This window comes from Cellulosimicrobium cellulans (assembly GCF_024124905.1).
GTDB classification, from domain to species: Bacteria; Actinomycetota; Actinomycetes; order Actinomycetales; family Cellulomonadaceae; genus Cellulosimicrobium; species Cellulosimicrobium cellulans_G.
Map to the genome: position 1 here is coordinate 219573 of NZ_JAMXST010000004.1, position 16193 is coordinate 235765.

16 protein-coding genes and 1 tRNA gene are annotated in these 16193 nt (G+C 74.5%); 8 read left to right on the forward strand and 9 right to left on the reverse strand.

What is annotated here, in order from left to right:
* Window positions 1–5: 5 nt before the first annotated feature.
* Window positions 6–608, forward strand: coding sequence for an NADPH-dependent F420 reductase (locus NHH00_RS13230; protein ID WP_253052865.1), 603 nt, complete (start codon window positions 6–8; stop codon window positions 606–608).
* A gap of 108 nt (window positions 609–716) precedes the next feature.
* Here the strand turns inward: NHH00_RS13230 and NHH00_RS13235 are convergent, their stop codons facing one another.
* The 9 genes from NHH00_RS13235 to NHH00_RS13275 form a co-directional block, all read right to left on the reverse strand.
* The gene (locus NHH00_RS13235) at window positions 717–1736 is read right to left on the reverse strand and encodes a TetR/AcrR family transcriptional regulator C-terminal domain-containing protein (RefSeq protein WP_253052867.1); all 1020 of its coding nucleotides are present in this window, start codon (window positions 1734–1736) and stop codon (window positions 717–719) included.
* Between the two features lie 136 nt (window positions 1737–1872).
* Entirely contained in the window at window positions 1873–2700 is an 828-nt protein-coding gene (locus tag NHH00_RS13240) for an ABC transporter permease (protein ID WP_253052869.1), read from the reverse strand.
* Entirely contained in the window at window positions 2697–3644 is a 948-nt protein-coding gene (locus tag NHH00_RS13245) for an ATP-binding cassette domain-containing protein (protein ID WP_253052871.1), read from the reverse strand. Before NHH00_RS13245 ends, NHH00_RS13240 begins: the two co-directional genes overlap by 4 nt.
* Window positions 3645–3862: 218 nt before the next feature.
* Entirely contained in the window at window positions 3863–5236 is a 1374-nt protein-coding gene (locus NHH00_RS13250) for an MFS transporter (protein ID WP_253052873.1), read from the reverse strand.
* 62 nt (window positions 5237–5298) lie between these two features.
* Entirely contained in the window at window positions 5299–5799 is a 501-nt protein-coding gene (locus NHH00_RS13255) for a MarR family winged helix-turn-helix transcriptional regulator (protein ID WP_205207463.1), read from the reverse strand.
* 473 nt (window positions 5800–6272) lie between these two features.
* Complete coding sequence (locus NHH00_RS13260; RefSeq protein WP_253052875.1) at window positions 6273–7481, reverse strand: ABC transporter permease; 1209 nt, start codon at window positions 7479–7481, stop codon at window positions 6273–6275.
* Entirely contained in the window at window positions 7478–8458 is a 981-nt protein-coding gene (locus NHH00_RS13265; RefSeq protein ID WP_253052877.1) for an ABC transporter ATP-binding protein, read from the reverse strand. Before NHH00_RS13265 ends, NHH00_RS13260 begins: the two co-directional genes overlap by 4 nt.
* 105 nt (window positions 8459–8563) lie before the next feature.
* On the reverse strand, window positions 8564–9250 hold the full coding sequence (locus NHH00_RS13270) for a hypothetical protein (protein ID WP_253052879.1): 687 nt from the start codon (window positions 9248–9250) through the stop codon (window positions 8564–8566).
* Window positions 9251–9361: 111 nt separating this feature from the next.
* Window positions 9362–9964 carry a TetR/AcrR family transcriptional regulator gene (locus NHH00_RS13275; RefSeq protein ID WP_253052881.1) on the reverse strand — a complete coding sequence of 201 codons (603 nt, stop codon included), beginning with the start codon at window positions 9962–9964 and terminating at the stop codon, window positions 9362–9364.
* Window positions 9965–10216: 252 nt separating this feature from the next.
* On the opposite strand from NHH00_RS13275, the gene NHH00_RS13280 reads away from it, so the two are divergent.
* The 7 genes from NHH00_RS13280 (at window position 10217) to pth (ending at window position 16157) form a co-directional block, all read left to right on the forward strand.
* A tRNA-Gln gene (locus NHH00_RS13280) sits at window positions 10217–10288 on the forward strand.
* Between the two features lie 30 nt (window positions 10289–10318).
* The gene (glmU, locus tag NHH00_RS13285; protein WP_253052883.1) at window positions 10319–11995 is read left to right on the forward strand and encodes a bifunctional UDP-N-acetylglucosamine diphosphorylase/glucosamine-1-phosphate N-acetyltransferase GlmU; all 1677 of its coding nucleotides are present in this window, start codon (window positions 10319–10321) and stop codon (window positions 11993–11995) included.
* 68 nt (window positions 11996–12063) lie between these two features.
* Window positions 12064–13047, forward strand: coding sequence for a ribose-phosphate diphosphokinase (locus tag NHH00_RS13290; RefSeq protein ID WP_253052885.1), 984 nt, complete (start codon window positions 12064–12066; stop codon window positions 13045–13047).
* 26 nt (window positions 13048–13073) lie between these two features.
* Window positions 13074–13670 (forward strand): SIMPL domain-containing protein, encoded by a 597-nt coding sequence (locus NHH00_RS13295; RefSeq protein WP_308202310.1) that lies wholly within the window; start codon window positions 13074–13076, stop codon window positions 13668–13670.
* Between the two features lie 91 nt (window positions 13671–13761).
* Window positions 13762–14490, forward strand: a complete 729-nt coding sequence (locus NHH00_RS13300; RefSeq protein WP_253052889.1) for a GOLPH3/VPS74 family protein — start codon at window positions 13762–13764, stop codon at window positions 14488–14490.
* Between the two features lie 315 nt (window positions 14491–14805).
* Window positions 14806–15402, forward strand: coding sequence for a 50S ribosomal protein L25/general stress protein Ctc (locus NHH00_RS13305; RefSeq protein ID WP_253052891.1), 597 nt, complete (start codon window positions 14806–14808; stop codon window positions 15400–15402).
* A 152-nt stretch (window positions 15403–15554) separates the two neighbouring features.
* Entirely contained in the window at window positions 15555–16157 is a 603-nt protein-coding gene (pth, locus tag NHH00_RS13310; protein WP_253052893.1) for an aminoacyl-tRNA hydrolase, read from the forward strand.
* Window positions 16158–16193: the final 36 nt, after the last annotated feature.

Here is a 16193-nt window from a genome sequence, read left to right on the forward strand (position 1 = left end):
CCACCATGAGCAGCATCACCATCATCGGAGCCGGCACCATGGGCTCGGCGATCGCCGGTCTCGCGCTCGCCGCGGGCAGCGCGGTGCAGGTCCTCACGCGCGAGGCGACCGACCTCGACCCCCGGGTCGCGGCCGGCACGATCGGCGACGAGCTCACCGGCGACGTCGTCGTCCTCGCCCTCCCGTACGGGGCCGTGGCGGAGGTCGTCGACCTCTACGCCGACCGCCTCGACGGCAAGGTCGTCGTCGACATCACCAACCCGCTCGACTTCGCCACCTTCGACTCCCTCGTCGTGCCCGACGGCTCGTCGGCCGCGGCGCAGCTCCAGCAGCGCGTTCCCGGCGCGCGCGTGCTCAAGGCGTTCAACACGAACTTCGCCGCGACCCTCGCCTCCGGGCAGGTCGGCCCGCTCCCGACGACGGTCCTGGTCGCGGGCGACGACGCGGAGGCCAAGGCGGCGCTCGCCGGCGCCGTCTCCGGCGTCCGGGTGGTCGACGCCGGGTCGCTGAAGCGCGCTCACGAGCTCGAGGCCCTCGGCTTCCTCCAGCTCACGCTCGCCGCGGCGGAGAAGACGTCCTGGACGACGGGCTTCGCGCTCGCCGAGTGAGCTCGTCGCCGAGAGAGCGACGCACCGCCGCGAGAACGACCCCTGGTTCCCAGGGGCGCGATCTCGGCGGTGCGTCGCTCTCTCGCGGTGGCGGTGCCGCCCCCTGGGTCAGCCGCGTGCCTTCTCCACCGCAGCCCGCGCCGTCTCGCGCTCGGCATTCTCCGCCTCGCGCAGCGCCTTCTCGAGCTCGCGCACCTTCTTCTGCGCCTCGCGGACGCGGCGCTCGGCGTCGCGCCGCTTGAGCGTCGCCTTCTTCACCTTCGGGTCCTTGACGTGCACGGCCATCTCGACCGGGGCGACGGCGTCGCGCGGGTCGGTCCCCGCGGCCTCCGCCGGGGCCGGCGGGTCGTCGGACGCCGGGGCGCGGCGCCCCGCGCCCGGGGCTCCGGCCGCGCGGGCGTCCACGTAGACCGCGATCCCGTCGAGCACGCGCTCGAGGCCCCACGCGGTGTCGTCGATCGCGCCCTCCTCGGCGTACGTCCCCGCCTCCACGAGGGGGCGCAGGTAGGGGAAGCGCACCTCGTCGACGAGGTCGCGCAACGCGCCGCCCCAGCCGCCACCCAGGACGGTCTCGTCGGCCCCGGCCTCGGTGACCGCGCGGGCCAGGTCCGACTGCAGTCGGGCGGCGTTCCGCGCGTAGCCGCTCACGAGCAGGATGACCGACATCTTCTCCTCGTCGTCGAGCGGCGTGGAGCGCAGGGCGCGCAGGGCGCTGTCGGCCCCGCGCAGGTTGTTCGGCGTGAGCGGCGCGCCGGTCACCGGGATGTCGAGGAACCACGGGTGGGACGCGAACACCGCCATGGTGAACTGCGCCCACTCGCGCAGCTCCGCGCGCCAGTCCGCGGGCTCGTGCGCGGGCGGGTACTCGACGTCGAGCGCCGCCTCCTGCATGAGCAGCAGCAGGTCGTCCTTGCTCGTCACGTACCGGTAGAGCGACATCGTCGTGAAGCCGAGGCTCTGCGCGACCTTCGCCATGGAGACCGCGCCGAGCCCGTCGGCGTCCGCGATCTCGATGGCGGTGTCGACGATCCGCTCGATGCTCAGCTCGCGCTTGGGCGTGCGCTCGGGCCGTTCGGCGACGCCCCACGCGAGCGCGAGCCGGGGCGGGAGGTCGGGTGCGTCCGTCATGGGTTCATCCTCCCCCGACCGGTGCCGAACCAGTGCGTACCGGTGGCCGACCAGGCCGTCCCGGTGCCGCGAGCAGGTGGTCCTGGCTCGTCCGGGTCGGCTGGACGTGCCAGGACCACCTGCTCGGCGGAGGGGGTCAGCGGGCCGTTCGGCGGCGGTAGAGGACGGAGCCGGCGGCGCAGCTCACGACCAGGAAGCCCACGAGCCACGCTACGGCCGTGAGGACCGTCGTCGCGTCGGGCGACCCCGCGAGGAGGCCGCGGAAGGTCTCGATGATCGGCGTGAACGGCTGGTTCTCGGCGAAGCCGTGCAGCCACGAGGGCATCGTGTCGATCTCGACGAAGCCCGAGCTGAGGTAGGGCACGAACAGGAACAGGAAGTTCACCGACTGCGACGCCTCGACGCTCAGCACCAGCCCGAGCGCGACGCTCAGCCACGTGAACGTGAGCACCGCGAGCACGGCGAACGCGACGAGGCCCAGCCAGTCGCCGAGCCCGGCGTCGGGCCGGAAGCCCAGCGCGAGCGCGACGGCCACGACGACGACCGCGGACGCGAGGTTGCGCGCCACGCTCGCCACGACGTGCCCCCACAGCGCGGACGGTCCGAAGATCGGCAGCGTCTTGAACCGGTCGATCGTGCCCGAGGTCATGTCCTGCGCGACCCCCACGGCGGCCGTCGCCGAGCCGAACCCGAGGCACATGACGAGCACGCCCGGGACGACGTAGTCGATGTAGTCGTCCCCACCGATCGCGCCGCCGAAGATGACGACGAAGACCAGCATGATCATCACGGGCAGCACGAACGCGGTGATGAGGCCGTCGACGCTGCGGAGCTGGCGGCGCGTCTCGCGCGCGACCATCGTCCGCACGTCGCGCGCGGCGGTCGCGGGTGTCTGCCGGGCGCGTGCGGCGGTGCGCGGCGGGCGCGCGGGCGACGTCGCGAGCGTGGGCGTGGTGGCGCTCATCGGGCGCCCTCCTTCCGGGTCAGAGCGAGGAAGACGTCGTCGAGCGTGGGCTTGACGACGCTGACCCCGACGACGGCGAGGTCGTGGGAGTCGGCTGCGGCGAGGACGTCGCGGATCGTGCGGACGGGCTCGTCGCTCGGCGCGGTGAGCGACAGGTCCTTGTCGTCCGTGGTCGGGCGGGCGAGCCCCAGCGTCGGCGCGAGCCCGACGGCGGCCGCGAGGCTCGCGGGGTCGTCGAACGCGACCCGGACGTGGTCGCCGGCGACGAGGGCCTTGAGCTCGGCGGCCGTGCCGCGCGCGGCGACGCGGCCGTCGTGCAGGACGGCGATCGTGTCGGCGAGGCGGTCGGCCTCCTCCAGGTACTGGGTCGTGAGCAGGACCGTCGTGCCGTCGGCCGCCAGGCCGCGCACCACGTCCCAGAGCTGGGCGCGCGAGGCGGGGTCGAGCCCCGTCGTCGGCTCGTCCAGGACGAGGACGGCCGGGTCGGCGACGAGGCTGATCGCGAGGTCGAGGCGGCGCCGCATGCCGCCCGAGTACGTCCCGACGCGGCGGTCGGCGGCGTCGGCGAGGTCGAAGCGGGCGAGGAGCTCGTCCGCGCGTCGACGCACCGAGCGCCGGGGCAGGTGGGCGAGCTCGCCCATCATCACGAGGTTCTCGCGGCCCGTCTGGAACTCGTCCACCGACGCGTACTGGCCCGTGAGCGCGATGGTCTCGCGCACGCGCGCCGCGTCGTGCACGACGTCGGCCCCCGCGACGCGGGCCGTGCCGCCGTCGGGGCGGACGAGGGTCGTGAGGATGTTGACGGTCGTGGTCTTGCCGGCGCCGTTGGGCCCGAGCAGCGCGAAGATCTCGCCGCGGCGCACGGTCAGGTCGACGCCGCGCAGCACGGCGTGGTCGCCGTAGGACTTCTCGAGCCCCTGCACGGCGATCATCGGTTCGGTCATCGCCTTCTCCTTCTCGGTCGGACGTGCTGGCCGGTGTGCGGCGCACACGGGCGTGTATGGCATAAACGATGTGTACACCATAAACACGCCTCGACGCGCGGGTCAAGGGCGGGGTGCCCGCCGAGGGGGCGGGGCACGAGGGAGAACCCTGGTCGCGCGAGGTAGACCCGTGGTAGCGCGAGGTGGAGCCGTGGTCTCCCGAGGTAGAGCGGTGGCGGCTACCTCGCGTGAGAGCGGGGGGATCCCGTGAGGGCGAGTCCGATCCCCGTCATGAGCACGAGCGCGCCGAGCACGACGGCGACCGGCGTCGTCCACGTTCCGGTCGCCGTGTGCAGGGCCCCGGCCAGGGTCGGGGCGACCGCCGCGAGGCAGTAGCCCACCGACTGCACCGTCGCCGAGGCCTGACGTCCCCGGCGGACGGTCGGGAAGCGTTGCGCGACGAGCGTGAAGATGACCACGAAGTTCGCCGCCTGTGCGATCCCGGCCATCGACGCCCACACCGCCCACAGGTCCGGCGCGACGAGCAGACCGACCGGCAGCGTCAGCCACAGCACCGCGATCACGGCGAAGCTCTGACGCAGCGACCATCGCCGCACCGCGAGCGGCACGGCGAGCCCGCCGACGATCGCGAACCCCTGGAACAGCGACGCCGCCCCGCCCGACGCCGCGCGGGGGATCCCCGCCAGGTCCTCCAGGATGAGCGGCAGCCACGCCGTGAGCGCGTAGAAGCTCGACGACTGGAGCGCGAACATCGCGCACAGCCACCACGTGAACGGCGTCGCGAGGACGTGGCGCTCGCGGGCGGCGGCGGGGTCGGTGCCCGTGACGCCCTCCGCGGCCGCGGAGGCGAGCCTGCCCGGGTCGGGGGAGGCGCCGTCGTCCCCACCACCCGCGTCGTGCGGTGCGGGCCGCTCTCCGGGGTCGGGTGCCGTCGTGCCCGACGCCGGCCGGCTCGCCGGGGTGGTCGTCGCCCGCCCGGGCCTGCTCGGTTCGCGCGGGACCGCGCGCAGCCACCACGCGAGCGCGACGACCGCGAGGACGGACCAGGACGCGAGCGCCCAGCGCCACCCGACGGCGTCGGCCAGGGGCGCGGTGAGCGCGGTCGTCGCGACGGTCCCCACGTTGATCACCGCCGTGTACAGGCCCGTCACCGTCGCGACGTGCCCGGGGAAGTCGCGCTGCGCGATCATCGGGACGGCGAGGTTCGCCGTCGTGATGCCGAGCCCCAGGAGCACCGTCCCGGCGAACGTCCCGGCGGTGCCGAGGCCAGCCGTGCCGAGGGCGGAGAGGTCCGCCGAGCGCAGGAGCGTCCCGGCGAGGATCAGCCCGAGCGCGACCGCGATCGCGGTGCGCAGCGACGACCGCCCCAGCAGCCCCGCGACCGCTGGCGTCGCCACGGCGAAGCAGAGCACGGGGATGCCCGTGAGCAGTCCCGCGGCCGCCGCGGTGAGGTGCAGGTCCGCCGCGACGTCCGCGACGACCGGCGGCAGCGCCGTGAGCGGCGCGCGCAGGTTGACCGCGACCAGCAGCACCGCGACGAGCAGCACGCCGTCGATCCCGCCGCGGAACGTGATCGGGCGGGGCGGCGGCATCGGGCGGTGACCTCCGGGTGCGGGCGCGTCGACGCCGCCCGCCCGATCAGCCGGGCCGTCGGTCAGTCGTCGAACTGTCCTACGACTGTACGCAGGAGCGCCGCGAGCGCAGGGCGGCCCCCGGGCTCCAGCGCGTCGAGGATGCGGGCCTCCACCGCGAGCAGGTCGGTCATCGCCGTGTCGACGCGCTCCAGCCCCTCGGGCGTGAGCTCCACGAGCACGCCGCGCCGGTCGTCGGGGGACCGGCGGCGCACGACGAGCCCGCGCTCCTCGAGCCGGTCGATGCGGTTCGTCATGGTCCCGCTCGTCACGAGCGTCTGCGTGACCAGCGCCCCGGGCGACAGGCGGTACGGCTCGCCGGCCCGACGCAGCGCCGACAGCACGTCGAACTCCCACGTCTCCAGGTGCCCCCGCGCGAACGCCGTACGCCGCGCGCGGTCGAGGTGCCGGGCGAGCCGGTCGACGCGCGAGAACACCGTGAGCGGCTCGACGTCGAGGTCGGGGCGCTCGCGCTGCCACGCCGCGACGATGCGGTCGACCTCGTCCTCGTGCTGCTGCTCCATGACGCGAGGGTACTCGATGTGTCTCGACATCAAGACTCTTGACGGCCCGCCTGTCGTTACCGCACGCCGTCGGAGAACCGGCGTCGCGAGGTAGAGCCCTGGTCGCGCGAGGTAGAGCCGTGGTCGCGCGAGGTAGAGCCCTGGTCGACCGAAGCAGAACCGCGGTTGCCGGCCGCGTCGCGGACCGTCGTCGCGAACCTGTCACCGCGGGCAGCTGCCCGGGTGAGCGACGACCAGGGTGAGACGACGTCGGGCGGGGTGGGTGGTGGTGCCGCGTCGTGGTCGGGCCTGGCGGGAGCCGCGAGGAACGAGCGGCGGATGGTAGACGCGGCACCACCACCCACCCCGACCACCCAACGCGACCACACGCCGTCGGGCATGGCCACGGCTCTACCCCGCGCGACCACGGCTCTACCTCGGCCGACCAGGGCTCTACCTCGGCCGACCACGGTTCTACCTCGCGTGGCCCCGGGTCAGGTGGTGCGGAGGGCGTCCTTGAGCCGGACGCGGGCGCCGGTGCGCAGCACCGCGTTGGAGTAGATCTTCGCGGCGAGCCACACGAGCACGGGGACGACGGCGAGCGAGAGGCCGAGCGCGAGGAGCGCCTCCCAGGTCTCGGCGCTGCCGAGCGCGATGCGCACGGGCATGAGGAGCGGCGAGCACAGCGGGACGAACGACAGCCACACGACGAGCGGGTTGTCCGGGGCCCAGGGCGCGACGGAGATGCCCACGACGTACGGCACGATCATGAGGAACGTGACGGGGGTCGTGACGGCGCCGACGTCCTCCTGGCGCGAGACGAGCGCGCCGAGGCCGGCCATGAGGAGCGCGTAGCTCACGAACCCGACGACGAACCACACGAGCGCCCAGACGGCCGCGGTGCCGAGGTCGATCGTCGACGTGTCGACGAGGCCGAGGCCGAGCGCGGTCCCGACGCCCGCGAGCACGACGAGCGCGACCTGCCCCAGCCCCACCAGGCCGATCCCGAGCACCTTGCCCGCCATGAGCTGCCAGGGCCGGACGGTCGAGAGCAGGAGCTCGACGACGCGGCTCGTCTTCTCCTCGACGACGCCCTGCGCGATGAGCTGGCCGCTGATCATGATGGCCATGAAGAGCAGGATCCCGGTGACGAGGCCGGTGACGTAGCGGGTCGGGTCGAACTCGCTGGGTTCGCCGATCGTGCGGACGGTCGGCTCGGCGGTCGCGATGTCGCCCGCGACCTGGGCGGGGTCGCCGCCGAGGCTCGCGACGGCGTCGGACAGCGCGGTCTGCTGGGCGAGGGTCGTGAAGACGGCCGTGAGGCCGGGGGAGAGCTCGGTGTCCACGACGACGGTGGGCGCGTCGGCGGAGCCGGTGACGAGGGCGTCGAGGTCGCCGTCGCGCACCTGGGCCTCGCCCGCGGCGTCGTCGGCGACGTCGACGGTCTCGACCTCGGTGCCGAGCGTGCCGCCCGTGGCCTCGATCGACTCCGCGAGCGCGGCGGTCTGCGGCGTGACGCCGACGCGCTCGGCGGTCGGGCCGGACGAGCTCGCGGCGTTGAGCACGAGCCCGCCGAGCACGACCGCGCCGACGAGGATCACGGTGAGCCAGACGAACGACTTCGAGCGGAGCCGCGTCATGATCTCGCGGCTCGCGACGAGGCGGATCGCGCCCCAGGACGTCAACGAGGTCCCCGTGCTCATGCCCCCACCTCCACGGTCTCGGCGGCCGCGGCGGCCGGCTTCTCCTCGGCGCTCACGACGTCGCGGTACAGCTCGGTGAGCGACGGCCGGACGAGCGAGAACTCGTGCACCGGTCCGGCGGCGAGCGCCGCGCGCAGCACGGCCTGCTCGCGCCCGCTCGCCCCGTCGACGGCGGCGCCGTCGCCCGCGGTCCGGTCGTCCTGCGCGAGCTCGACGACGGTGCGGGAACCCTCCAGGCTGACGGCCCGTGCGTCGGGCACGGCGCCGATCCACGTCGCCCCGGGCGGCCCGTCCACGACCCACCTCTCGGTCTCGGTCCGGCGGAGCTCGTCGATCGTGCCGACCTCGACCATCGCGCCGTCCTTGATGATCCCGACCCGGTCGCACAGGCGCTCCACGAGGTCGAGCTGGTGCGAGGAGAAGACGACGGGGACGCCCGCCTCGGCGCGGTCGCGGAGCACGTTGCTCATGACGTCGACGGCGACGGGGTCGAGCCCGCTGAACGGCTCGTCGAGCACGAGCAGCTCGGGATCGTGGGTGAGCGCGGCGGCGAGCTGGACGCGCTGCTGGTTGCCGAGCGAGAGCTTCTGCACCTCGTCGCCGCGGCGGGCCTCGACGCCGAGGGTCGTGGTCCAGCGTTCCATCGCGTCCTTCGCCTCGGCGGCGGACAGCCCGTGCAGCCGCGCGAGGTAGACGAGCTGCTCGCCGACCTTCATGCGCGGGTAGAGCCCGCGTTCCTCGGGCATGTAGCCGATGCGCCGCCGCGCGGCGAGGTCGATCGGCCGCCCGTCCCAGCGCACCTCGCCGCCGTCGGCGGCGAGCACGCCGAGGACGATGCGCATGGTCGTGGTCTTGCCGGCGCCGTTGGAGCCGACGAAGCCGAAGATCTCCCCGGCGCGCACGTCGAACGACGTCCCGCGCAGGGCGCGCACGTCGCCGTAGGTCTTGGTCAGCGAGTCGATCTCGAGTGTCGCCATGCGCCCCAGACAACCACGGGGTCGCGCGTCCGGCACGGGACAGATGTCACGTCCTGCACCCACCCGACGGCCCGGGCGGGCCGTCCCCGGGACCGGGGCGGGCGCTCAGCCCCGGTGCTCGTCGCGCACGGGCGGCAGGGGGGAGCGCGCGGCCCGCACGGTGAGGCGGAGCATCGCGCCGGTCGCGTGGTCGACGTCGGCGACGTCGTCGCGCCGGACGGCGTCGAGCGCGGCCCAGAGGAGCTCGCGCGCGATCGCGGCCTCCCGCTCGTCGAGACGCGCGGAGACCGACTCGACGGCGCTCATCGCGACGAGGACGCGCATGCCCGCGGACGTCGGGGGCGCGATGCGCACGCGTCGGATCTCGACGGCGTCGCGCAGGGCCCGGCGCTCGACGCGCGAGAGCCGGGGGCCGGCGACGTGCAGGAGGACGCGCGTGAGGAGCGCGGCCGAGACGCCGAGGACCGCGGCGACGAGGACGAGGGCGACGGGCTCCAGGGCGTGCCCGACGAGGACCGCGGCGATCGCGGTCGCCGCGCCCGCGACGAGCCCCAGGCGCACGCCGTCGACCGACGCGTGCCACTCGGCGTGCCGCCGCACCCGGTCGAGCTCGCGGGGGGTCAGGCCGGGGACCAGCACGTCGGTGCGCTGGACGATGCGGTCCGGCGCCCCGGCGACGGCCCCGTGGAGGCAGCGCGCCGTCGTCCAGGTCGAGTACCCCCAGACCGTGGGACGGATCTCGTCCCGACGGTCCTCGTGCGTGCGGTCGGTGGACCGGTCGTGCCCGTGCATGAAGTGCCCCCGCTTCGTCGGTCTCGTGCTTCCGCAAGGAGAGACGGGTGCGCCCGGGCGCCATGACGCGGGTTCGGAGAAGTTTCCCCGGGCGCCCCGTGGACGGACGCGTCAGGACTTGGTCGTGATGAGGTGCGGGCGCTTCTCCATGTCCGCGAGGCCGTTCCACGCGAGGTTGACGAGGTGCGCCGCGACCTCGGTCTTCTTGGGCGAGCGCACGTCGAGCCAGTACTGCCCGGTGAGCGCGACCATGCCGACGAGCATCTGCGCGTAGATGGGCGCGACCTTCGGGTCGAGACCGCGCGTGCGGAACTGGTGGGCGAGCAGGTGCTCGACCTGGGTCGCGACGTCGCCGATGAGGCTGGAGAACGTCCCCGTGGCCTGGGCGACGGGGGAGTCGCGCACGAGGATGCGGAACCCGTCCTCGGACGCCTCGATGTAGGACAGGAGCGCGAGCGCGGTGCGCTCGAGCAGGACCTTGGGGTGGCCGCCCTCGTCGAGCGCGCCGGAGAGCGCCGCCGTGAGCGCCTGGACCTCGCGGTCCACGACGACGGCGTAGATGCCCTCCTTGCCGCCGAAGTGCTCGTACACGACGGGCTTGGACACCTCGGCGCGCGCGGCGATCTCCTCGACGCTCGTCCCCTCGAACCCCTTCTCGGCGAAGAGCCCGCGGCTCACGGCGAGCAGCTGCTCGCGCCGCTGGCTCGCGGTCATGCGGGATCGGGGGGTGCGTCTGGACTCGGCCACGGGGTCCATCATGCCGTGCACCCGCCGCCGCGCCCCGCGTGCGCACGCGCACGGGTGTGGCGCAGGCAACTACCACGGTGAGCGGGGACCGGGGTGCGGACCGGACGAGACGGGCACGACCGGCGTCGGGCACGGGGAGCGACCTGGCAGACTGTTCCCGGACCCACCCCGCCCGTCGTGGCCCGGGAACGCACCGGGCGCGAGCGTCGCCGGGTCCGATCCGCCTTGGTGTAATCGGCAGCACAAGGGTTTTTGGTGCCCTTGGTCCAGGTTCGAGTCCTGGGGGCGGAGCTCGTGCCACCGATCCCGAGGGGAACACCCATGGAAGCTCAGCAGGGAACCGACCCCGCCGTCGCCCCCGCTGCCGTGATCGTCCTCGCCGCCGGCGAGGGCACGCGGATGAAGTCGTCCACCCCGAAGATGCTCCACACGCTCGCGGGGCGCAGCCTGCTCGGGCACGTGCTCGTCGCGGCGCGCTCGCTCGACCCGGCGCGGCTCGCCGTCGTCGTGCGGCACGAGCGCGACCGCGTCGCCGAGCACGCCCTCTCGGTCGACCCGGACGCGGTGGTCGTGGACCAGGACGAGATCCCCGGCACCGGGCGCGCGGTGCAGTGCGCGCTCGCCGCGCTCGACGCCAAGGCCCACGCGCAGGCGCTGCTGCACGGCGTGCCCGACGGCGAGGAGGGGCGCGGCCTCGGCGACGGGCTCGAGGGCCCCGTGGTCGTGACCGCGGGCGACACCCCCCTGCTCGACGGCGGCACGCTCGCCCAGCTCCTCGCCGCGCACGTCGTGGACGGCAACGCGGTGACGATGCTGACGACCGAGCTCGAGGACGCGACCGGCTACGGGCGCGTCGTGCGCGACGGGTCGGGCGACGTGCAGCGGATCGTCGAGCACAAGGACGCGTCGGCCGACGAGCGCGCGATCCGCGAGGTCAACGCGTCGATCTACGTGTTCGACGCCGCGGTCCTGCGGCGCGGCCTGGGCACGCTCGGCCGCGACAACGCGCAGGGCGAGGTCTACCTGACGGACGTCGTCGCGGCGGCGCGCGCCGAGGGCGGCACGGTCCGGGCGCTCGTCTCGGCGGACCCGACGATCGTCGAGGGCGTCAACGACCGCGTGCAGCTCGCGACGCTGCGCGCGGAGCTCAACCGCCGGATCCTCGAGGACTGGATGCGCGAGGGCGTGACCGTCGTCGACCCGGCGACGACGTGGGTCGACGTCGACGTCGAGCTCGCGCGCGACGTGACCCTGCTCCCCGGCACGCAGCTCCACGGGGCGACGGTCGTCGCCGAGGGCGCGACGATCGGTCCGGACACGACGCTCACCGACACCGAGGTCGGCGCGGGCGCGACGGTGACCCGGACGCACGGCAGCCTCGCGGTCCTGGGGGCGGGCACGTCCGTCGGCCCGTTCGCCTACCTGCGGCCCGGCACCGTCCTCGGCGCCCAGGGCAAGATCGGCACGTTCGTCGAGACGAAGAACGCGGAGATCGGCGAGGGTTCCAAGATCCCGCACCTGTCCTACGTGGGGGACGCGACGATCGGCGAGCACACGAACATCGGCGCCGCGTCGGTCACCGTCAACTACGACGGCGTCCACAAGCACCGCACGGTGATCGGCTCGCACGCGCGCACGGGCGCGGACAACATGTTCGTCGCGCCGGTGTCCGTGGGCGACGGCGCCTACACCGCCGCCGGCTCGGTCATCCGCCGCGACGTGCCCGCGGGTGCGCTCGGGGTGAGCGGCGGGCAGCAGCGCAACATCGAGGGCTGGGTCGAGCGCCGCCGCCCCGGCACCCCGGCGGCCGACGCCGCGGCCGCCGCGCGCGCGAGCGACCCCGAGGCGCCGCCGCTCGGTGCGCAGGCCCAGGCGCAGCTCGCGGACCAGAGCGCCGCCGCGACCGCCGAGCGCCCGACCCCGCCGCCGCCCGGGCCCGAGCTGGAGCACACGCTCGAGGCGCTGCGTGGCGGTCGCCCCGCGACCACGGCAGACTGACCGCGACCGGCCGAGACCTCCTCAGACCTACCCCGCACCCGGAAACACCACCGAAGGAACCCACTGGTATGAGCAGCACGATCGCCGGCAACGGGGAGAAGTCCCTCGTCCTCGCCTCGGGGCGCGCGCACCCCGAGCTGGCCAACGACGTCGCGCGGGAGCTGGGCATCGACCTGCTGCCCACCACCGCGTACGACTTCGCGAACGGCGAGATCTACGTCCGGTTCGGCGAGTCGGTGCGCGGCGCCGACGTCTTCATCCTCCAGAGCCACACCGCGCCGATCAACCAGTGGATCATGGAGCAGCTGCTCATGGTCGACGCGGCCAAGCGCGCCTCGGCCCGGACCATCACGGTCGTCCAGCCGTTCTACGGCTACGCCCGCCAGGACAAGAAGCACCGCGGCCGCGAGCCGATCTCGGCCCGCCTCATGTCCGACCTGTTCACCGCCGCGGGCGCGGACCGCCTCATGAGCGTCGACCTGCACGCCGCCCAGACGCAGGGCTTCTTCGACGGCCCGGTCGACCACCTGTGGGCGATGCCGATCCTCACCGACTACGTGCGCACGCGCGTCGACACGTCGAACGTCACGGTCGTCTCTCCGGACGCCGGCCGCATCCGCGTCGCCGAGCAGTGGGCCGCGAAGCTCGGCGGCGGGCCCCTCGCGTTCGTGCACAAGACGCGCGACGTGACGCGCCCGAACCAGGCGGTCGCCAACCGCGTCGTGGGCGACGTCGAGGGCCGCGACTGCGTGCTGGTCGACGACCTCATCGACACCGGCGGCACCATCGCCGAGGCGGTGCGCGTCATCCTCGCCGCGGGGGCGCGGTCGGTCATCGTGGCGGCGACGCACGGCGTGCTGTCCGACCCGGCGGCGCAGCGCCTCTCCGAGTGCGGGGCGAGCGAGGTCGTCATCACCGACACGCTGCCCATCGCCGCGGACAAGCAGTTCCCGCAGCTCACCGTGCTCTCCATCGCGCCGCTCGTCGCGCGCGCCATCCGCGAGGTGTTCGACGACGGGTCGGTCACCTCGCTCTTCGACGGCAACAGCTGACGGGAGGGGTCGTGGGCGGCTCGGGAGTGACGACCACCGGTCAGGGGGCGGTGACCGCGGCACCGGACGTCGCGGTCGTCGAGCTGGGCGCGGAGTCGAGCGCGCCCGGCGTCCAGGAGGCCCTCGACCGGGCGAACGCGGGGCTCGCCGCGGCGCGTGACGCGCTCGTCGCGGCGGGCGTCGACGCCGCGGACGTGCGCACGTCCCAGACGTCGACGTGGACGGAGCAGCGCGACGACGGCCCGCGCACGACGGCACGGCTCACCCTGCGCGCGACCGTGCGCGACGTCGCGGCGTGCGGCGAGATCGTCCGCGCCGCGCTCGACGCGGCGGGTCCCGTCGCGCGCCTCGACTCGACGAGCCTCGCCGTCGGCGACCCCGGCCCGCTCGCCGTCGCGGCGCGTGACGCCGCGTTCGCCGACGCCCGTGCGCGCGCGGAGCAGTACGCCCGGCTCGCGGGCCGCTCGCTCGGCCCGGTCGTGGAGGTCCGCGAGGACGTCGGCGGGCCCGGCCCGGTGCCGCGCCTGATGGCTGCCAAGGCCGCGAGCGACGCGCTCGTCGTCGAGCCGGGCACGCAGGAGGTCCGTGCGAGCGTCACCGTCCGCTGGGAGCTCGCGGACTGACGTCGCGCGGCGGGCGACCGTGCGCCTCGCACGCCTCGGCCATGACAAAAGGCAGGTGTCCCCGGCCGGTGCGCGCCGTAGCGTGAGGACCATGCTCATCCTCGAGGACTACCTGCTGCTCACGCTCGACGACGTGACCGGGAAGGCCGTCGTCGACGCCTCGTACCGCGAGCAGGTCGCCGCGGGGGCGCTCCTCGTCGAGCTGGCGCTCCTGGGGCGCGCGGACCTCGCGGGCGACGGCGACGGCGGGCGGATCGGCCGCATCGTCGTGCGGGACGCGTCCTCGACCGGCAACGCGCTGCTCGACGAGGCGCTGACCGTCGTGCGGTCGCGCGAGGGGTCGAAGCCCAAGGCGCTCGTGGCGCCCCTCGCGAAGCTCAGGCCGGCGTCCCGCGCGATCGCCTCGCTCGCCGAGCGCGGCGTCCTGCGACGTGAGGAGGGCCGCGTGCTCGGGATCTTCCCGACCACGCGCTGGCCCGCGGCGGACACGCGCCACGAGGAGGGCGTGCGGGCCGACCTGTGGCGCGTCCTGGTCGACGGCGGTGCGCCGGACCTGCGGACGGCCGCGCTGGTCGCGATCCTCGCGGCGACCGGGCAGGCGGGCCGGGTGCTCGCGGCGGGCGGGGCGCCCGGCGCACCGGCCGTGGCCGACGCCGGGCACGAGGCGACGGGGCCGCGGCGCCGCGCCGTCGACGCCCGTGCGCGGGAGATCGCGCGGCAGAGCTGGGCGAGCGAGGCGGTGCGCGCCTACGTCGAGGAGGTCACCGCGGCGATCCTCGTGGGCGCCACGGTCGCCGCGACCGCGGCAGCGACGAGCTGACCCCCGGTCCTCGGCGGGGAGCGGGCGCGGGTTTCGTCCGGCCGTCCCGCCCGGGTACAGTAGTCAGGTTGCCTCGGCGAGGGACGTCTGACGGCCGGCAGCGCTGGACCGGTGAGCACACCGGCGGCGCGGGACCGCGAGTGTCAGCCAGACCTGTTGGATCTCCGTTATCGACTGGGCGGTCGTCCTCCTGCGCGCCCGTCATTCGTCCCGCGCCGACGCAGCCGCCCGTCCGGGTGGCCCTCTCAACCGTCCGGACAGCCGACCGCTCCCCACTGGCGGCCGGCCCGCAACGTTCTTCCAGGAGTGATCCACGTGTCTGAGATCAAGCTCGCCGCCGAGGCCCGCACCGAGTTCGGCAAGGGTGCCGCCCGCCGCGTCCGCCGCGCCGGCAAGATCCCCGCGGTCCTCTACGGCCACGGCACCGACCCGCTGCACGTGACCCTGCCGGGTCACGAGACGATGATGGCGCTCAAGCACTCGAACGCGCTGTTCTCGATCGAGCTCGACGGCAAGGCCCAGCTCGCGATCGCCAAGGACGTCCAGCGCGAGCCGGTCCGCAACGTCATCGAGCACGTCGACCTCCTCATCGTGAAGAAGGGCGAGAAGGTCGAGGTCGAGGTGCCGGTGCACGTCGTCGGCGAGCCCGTCCCCGGCACGATCCACCTGCTCGAGCAGCTCACCCTCGTGGTCGAGGCGGACGCGACGCGCCTGCCCGACGCGATCGAGGTCTCCGTCGACGGCCTCGAGGCCGGCTCGGTCGTGTACGCGGGCGACGTCACGCTGCCGGAGGGCGTCACGCTCGTGACGGACGCCTCGGCCGACGTCCTCATCGTCAGCGAGCCCAAGGTCGAGGCTGCCGAGGACGAGGCCGCCGAGGACGCCGCCCCGGCCGAGGCCGCCGCGGAGTGACCCTCCCCGTCGTCGGCTGACGCCACGACGACCCGCGTCGGACGCCCGGTACCGTGACGGTGCCGGGCGTCCGTGCGCCCGCACCACCACCTGCACCACCTCCCGCCGGCGTGCCGCCCGGGGCGGGACCCGGACGAAGGACGAGGGACGACATGACCGACCAGCCGTGGCTCGTCGTCGGGCTCGGCAACCCCGGGCCGACGTACGCGGGCAACCGCCACAACCTGGGCCACATGGTCCTCGACGTCCTCGCGGGGCGCGCCGCCGCGCGGTTCGCGCGCCACCCGCGGGCGCAGGCCGCCGTCGCCGAGGCCCGCATCGGCATGCTGCCGGGCGGACGGCCCGGGCCGCGCGTCGTCCTCGCCAAGCCCACGACGTACATGAACGTCTCCGGGGGCCCCGTGTCCGGGCTCGCGAAGTACTACGGGATCGACCCGGACCACGTCGTCGTGGTCCACGACGAGGTCGACATCCCGTTCGGCGCCGTGAAGCTGAAGATCGGCGGCGGCGAGGGTGGGCACAACGGCCTGCGCGACATCAGCAAGGCCCTGGGCACCAAGGACTACGTGCGCGTGCGCGGGGGCGTCGGGCGCCCCCCGGGCCGCCAGGACACCGCGGACTTCGTGCTCAAGGACTTCAAGGGGCCCGAGGCCAAGGAGCTCCCGTTCCTGCTCGACGACGCCGCGGACGCCGTCGAGATGCTGCTCACCGAGGGCCTGCTCGCAGCCCAGGGGAAGTTCCACACGAGGGCGTAGGCCGCGTCGAGTGCGTCGTGACGCCCCTTTTCACCC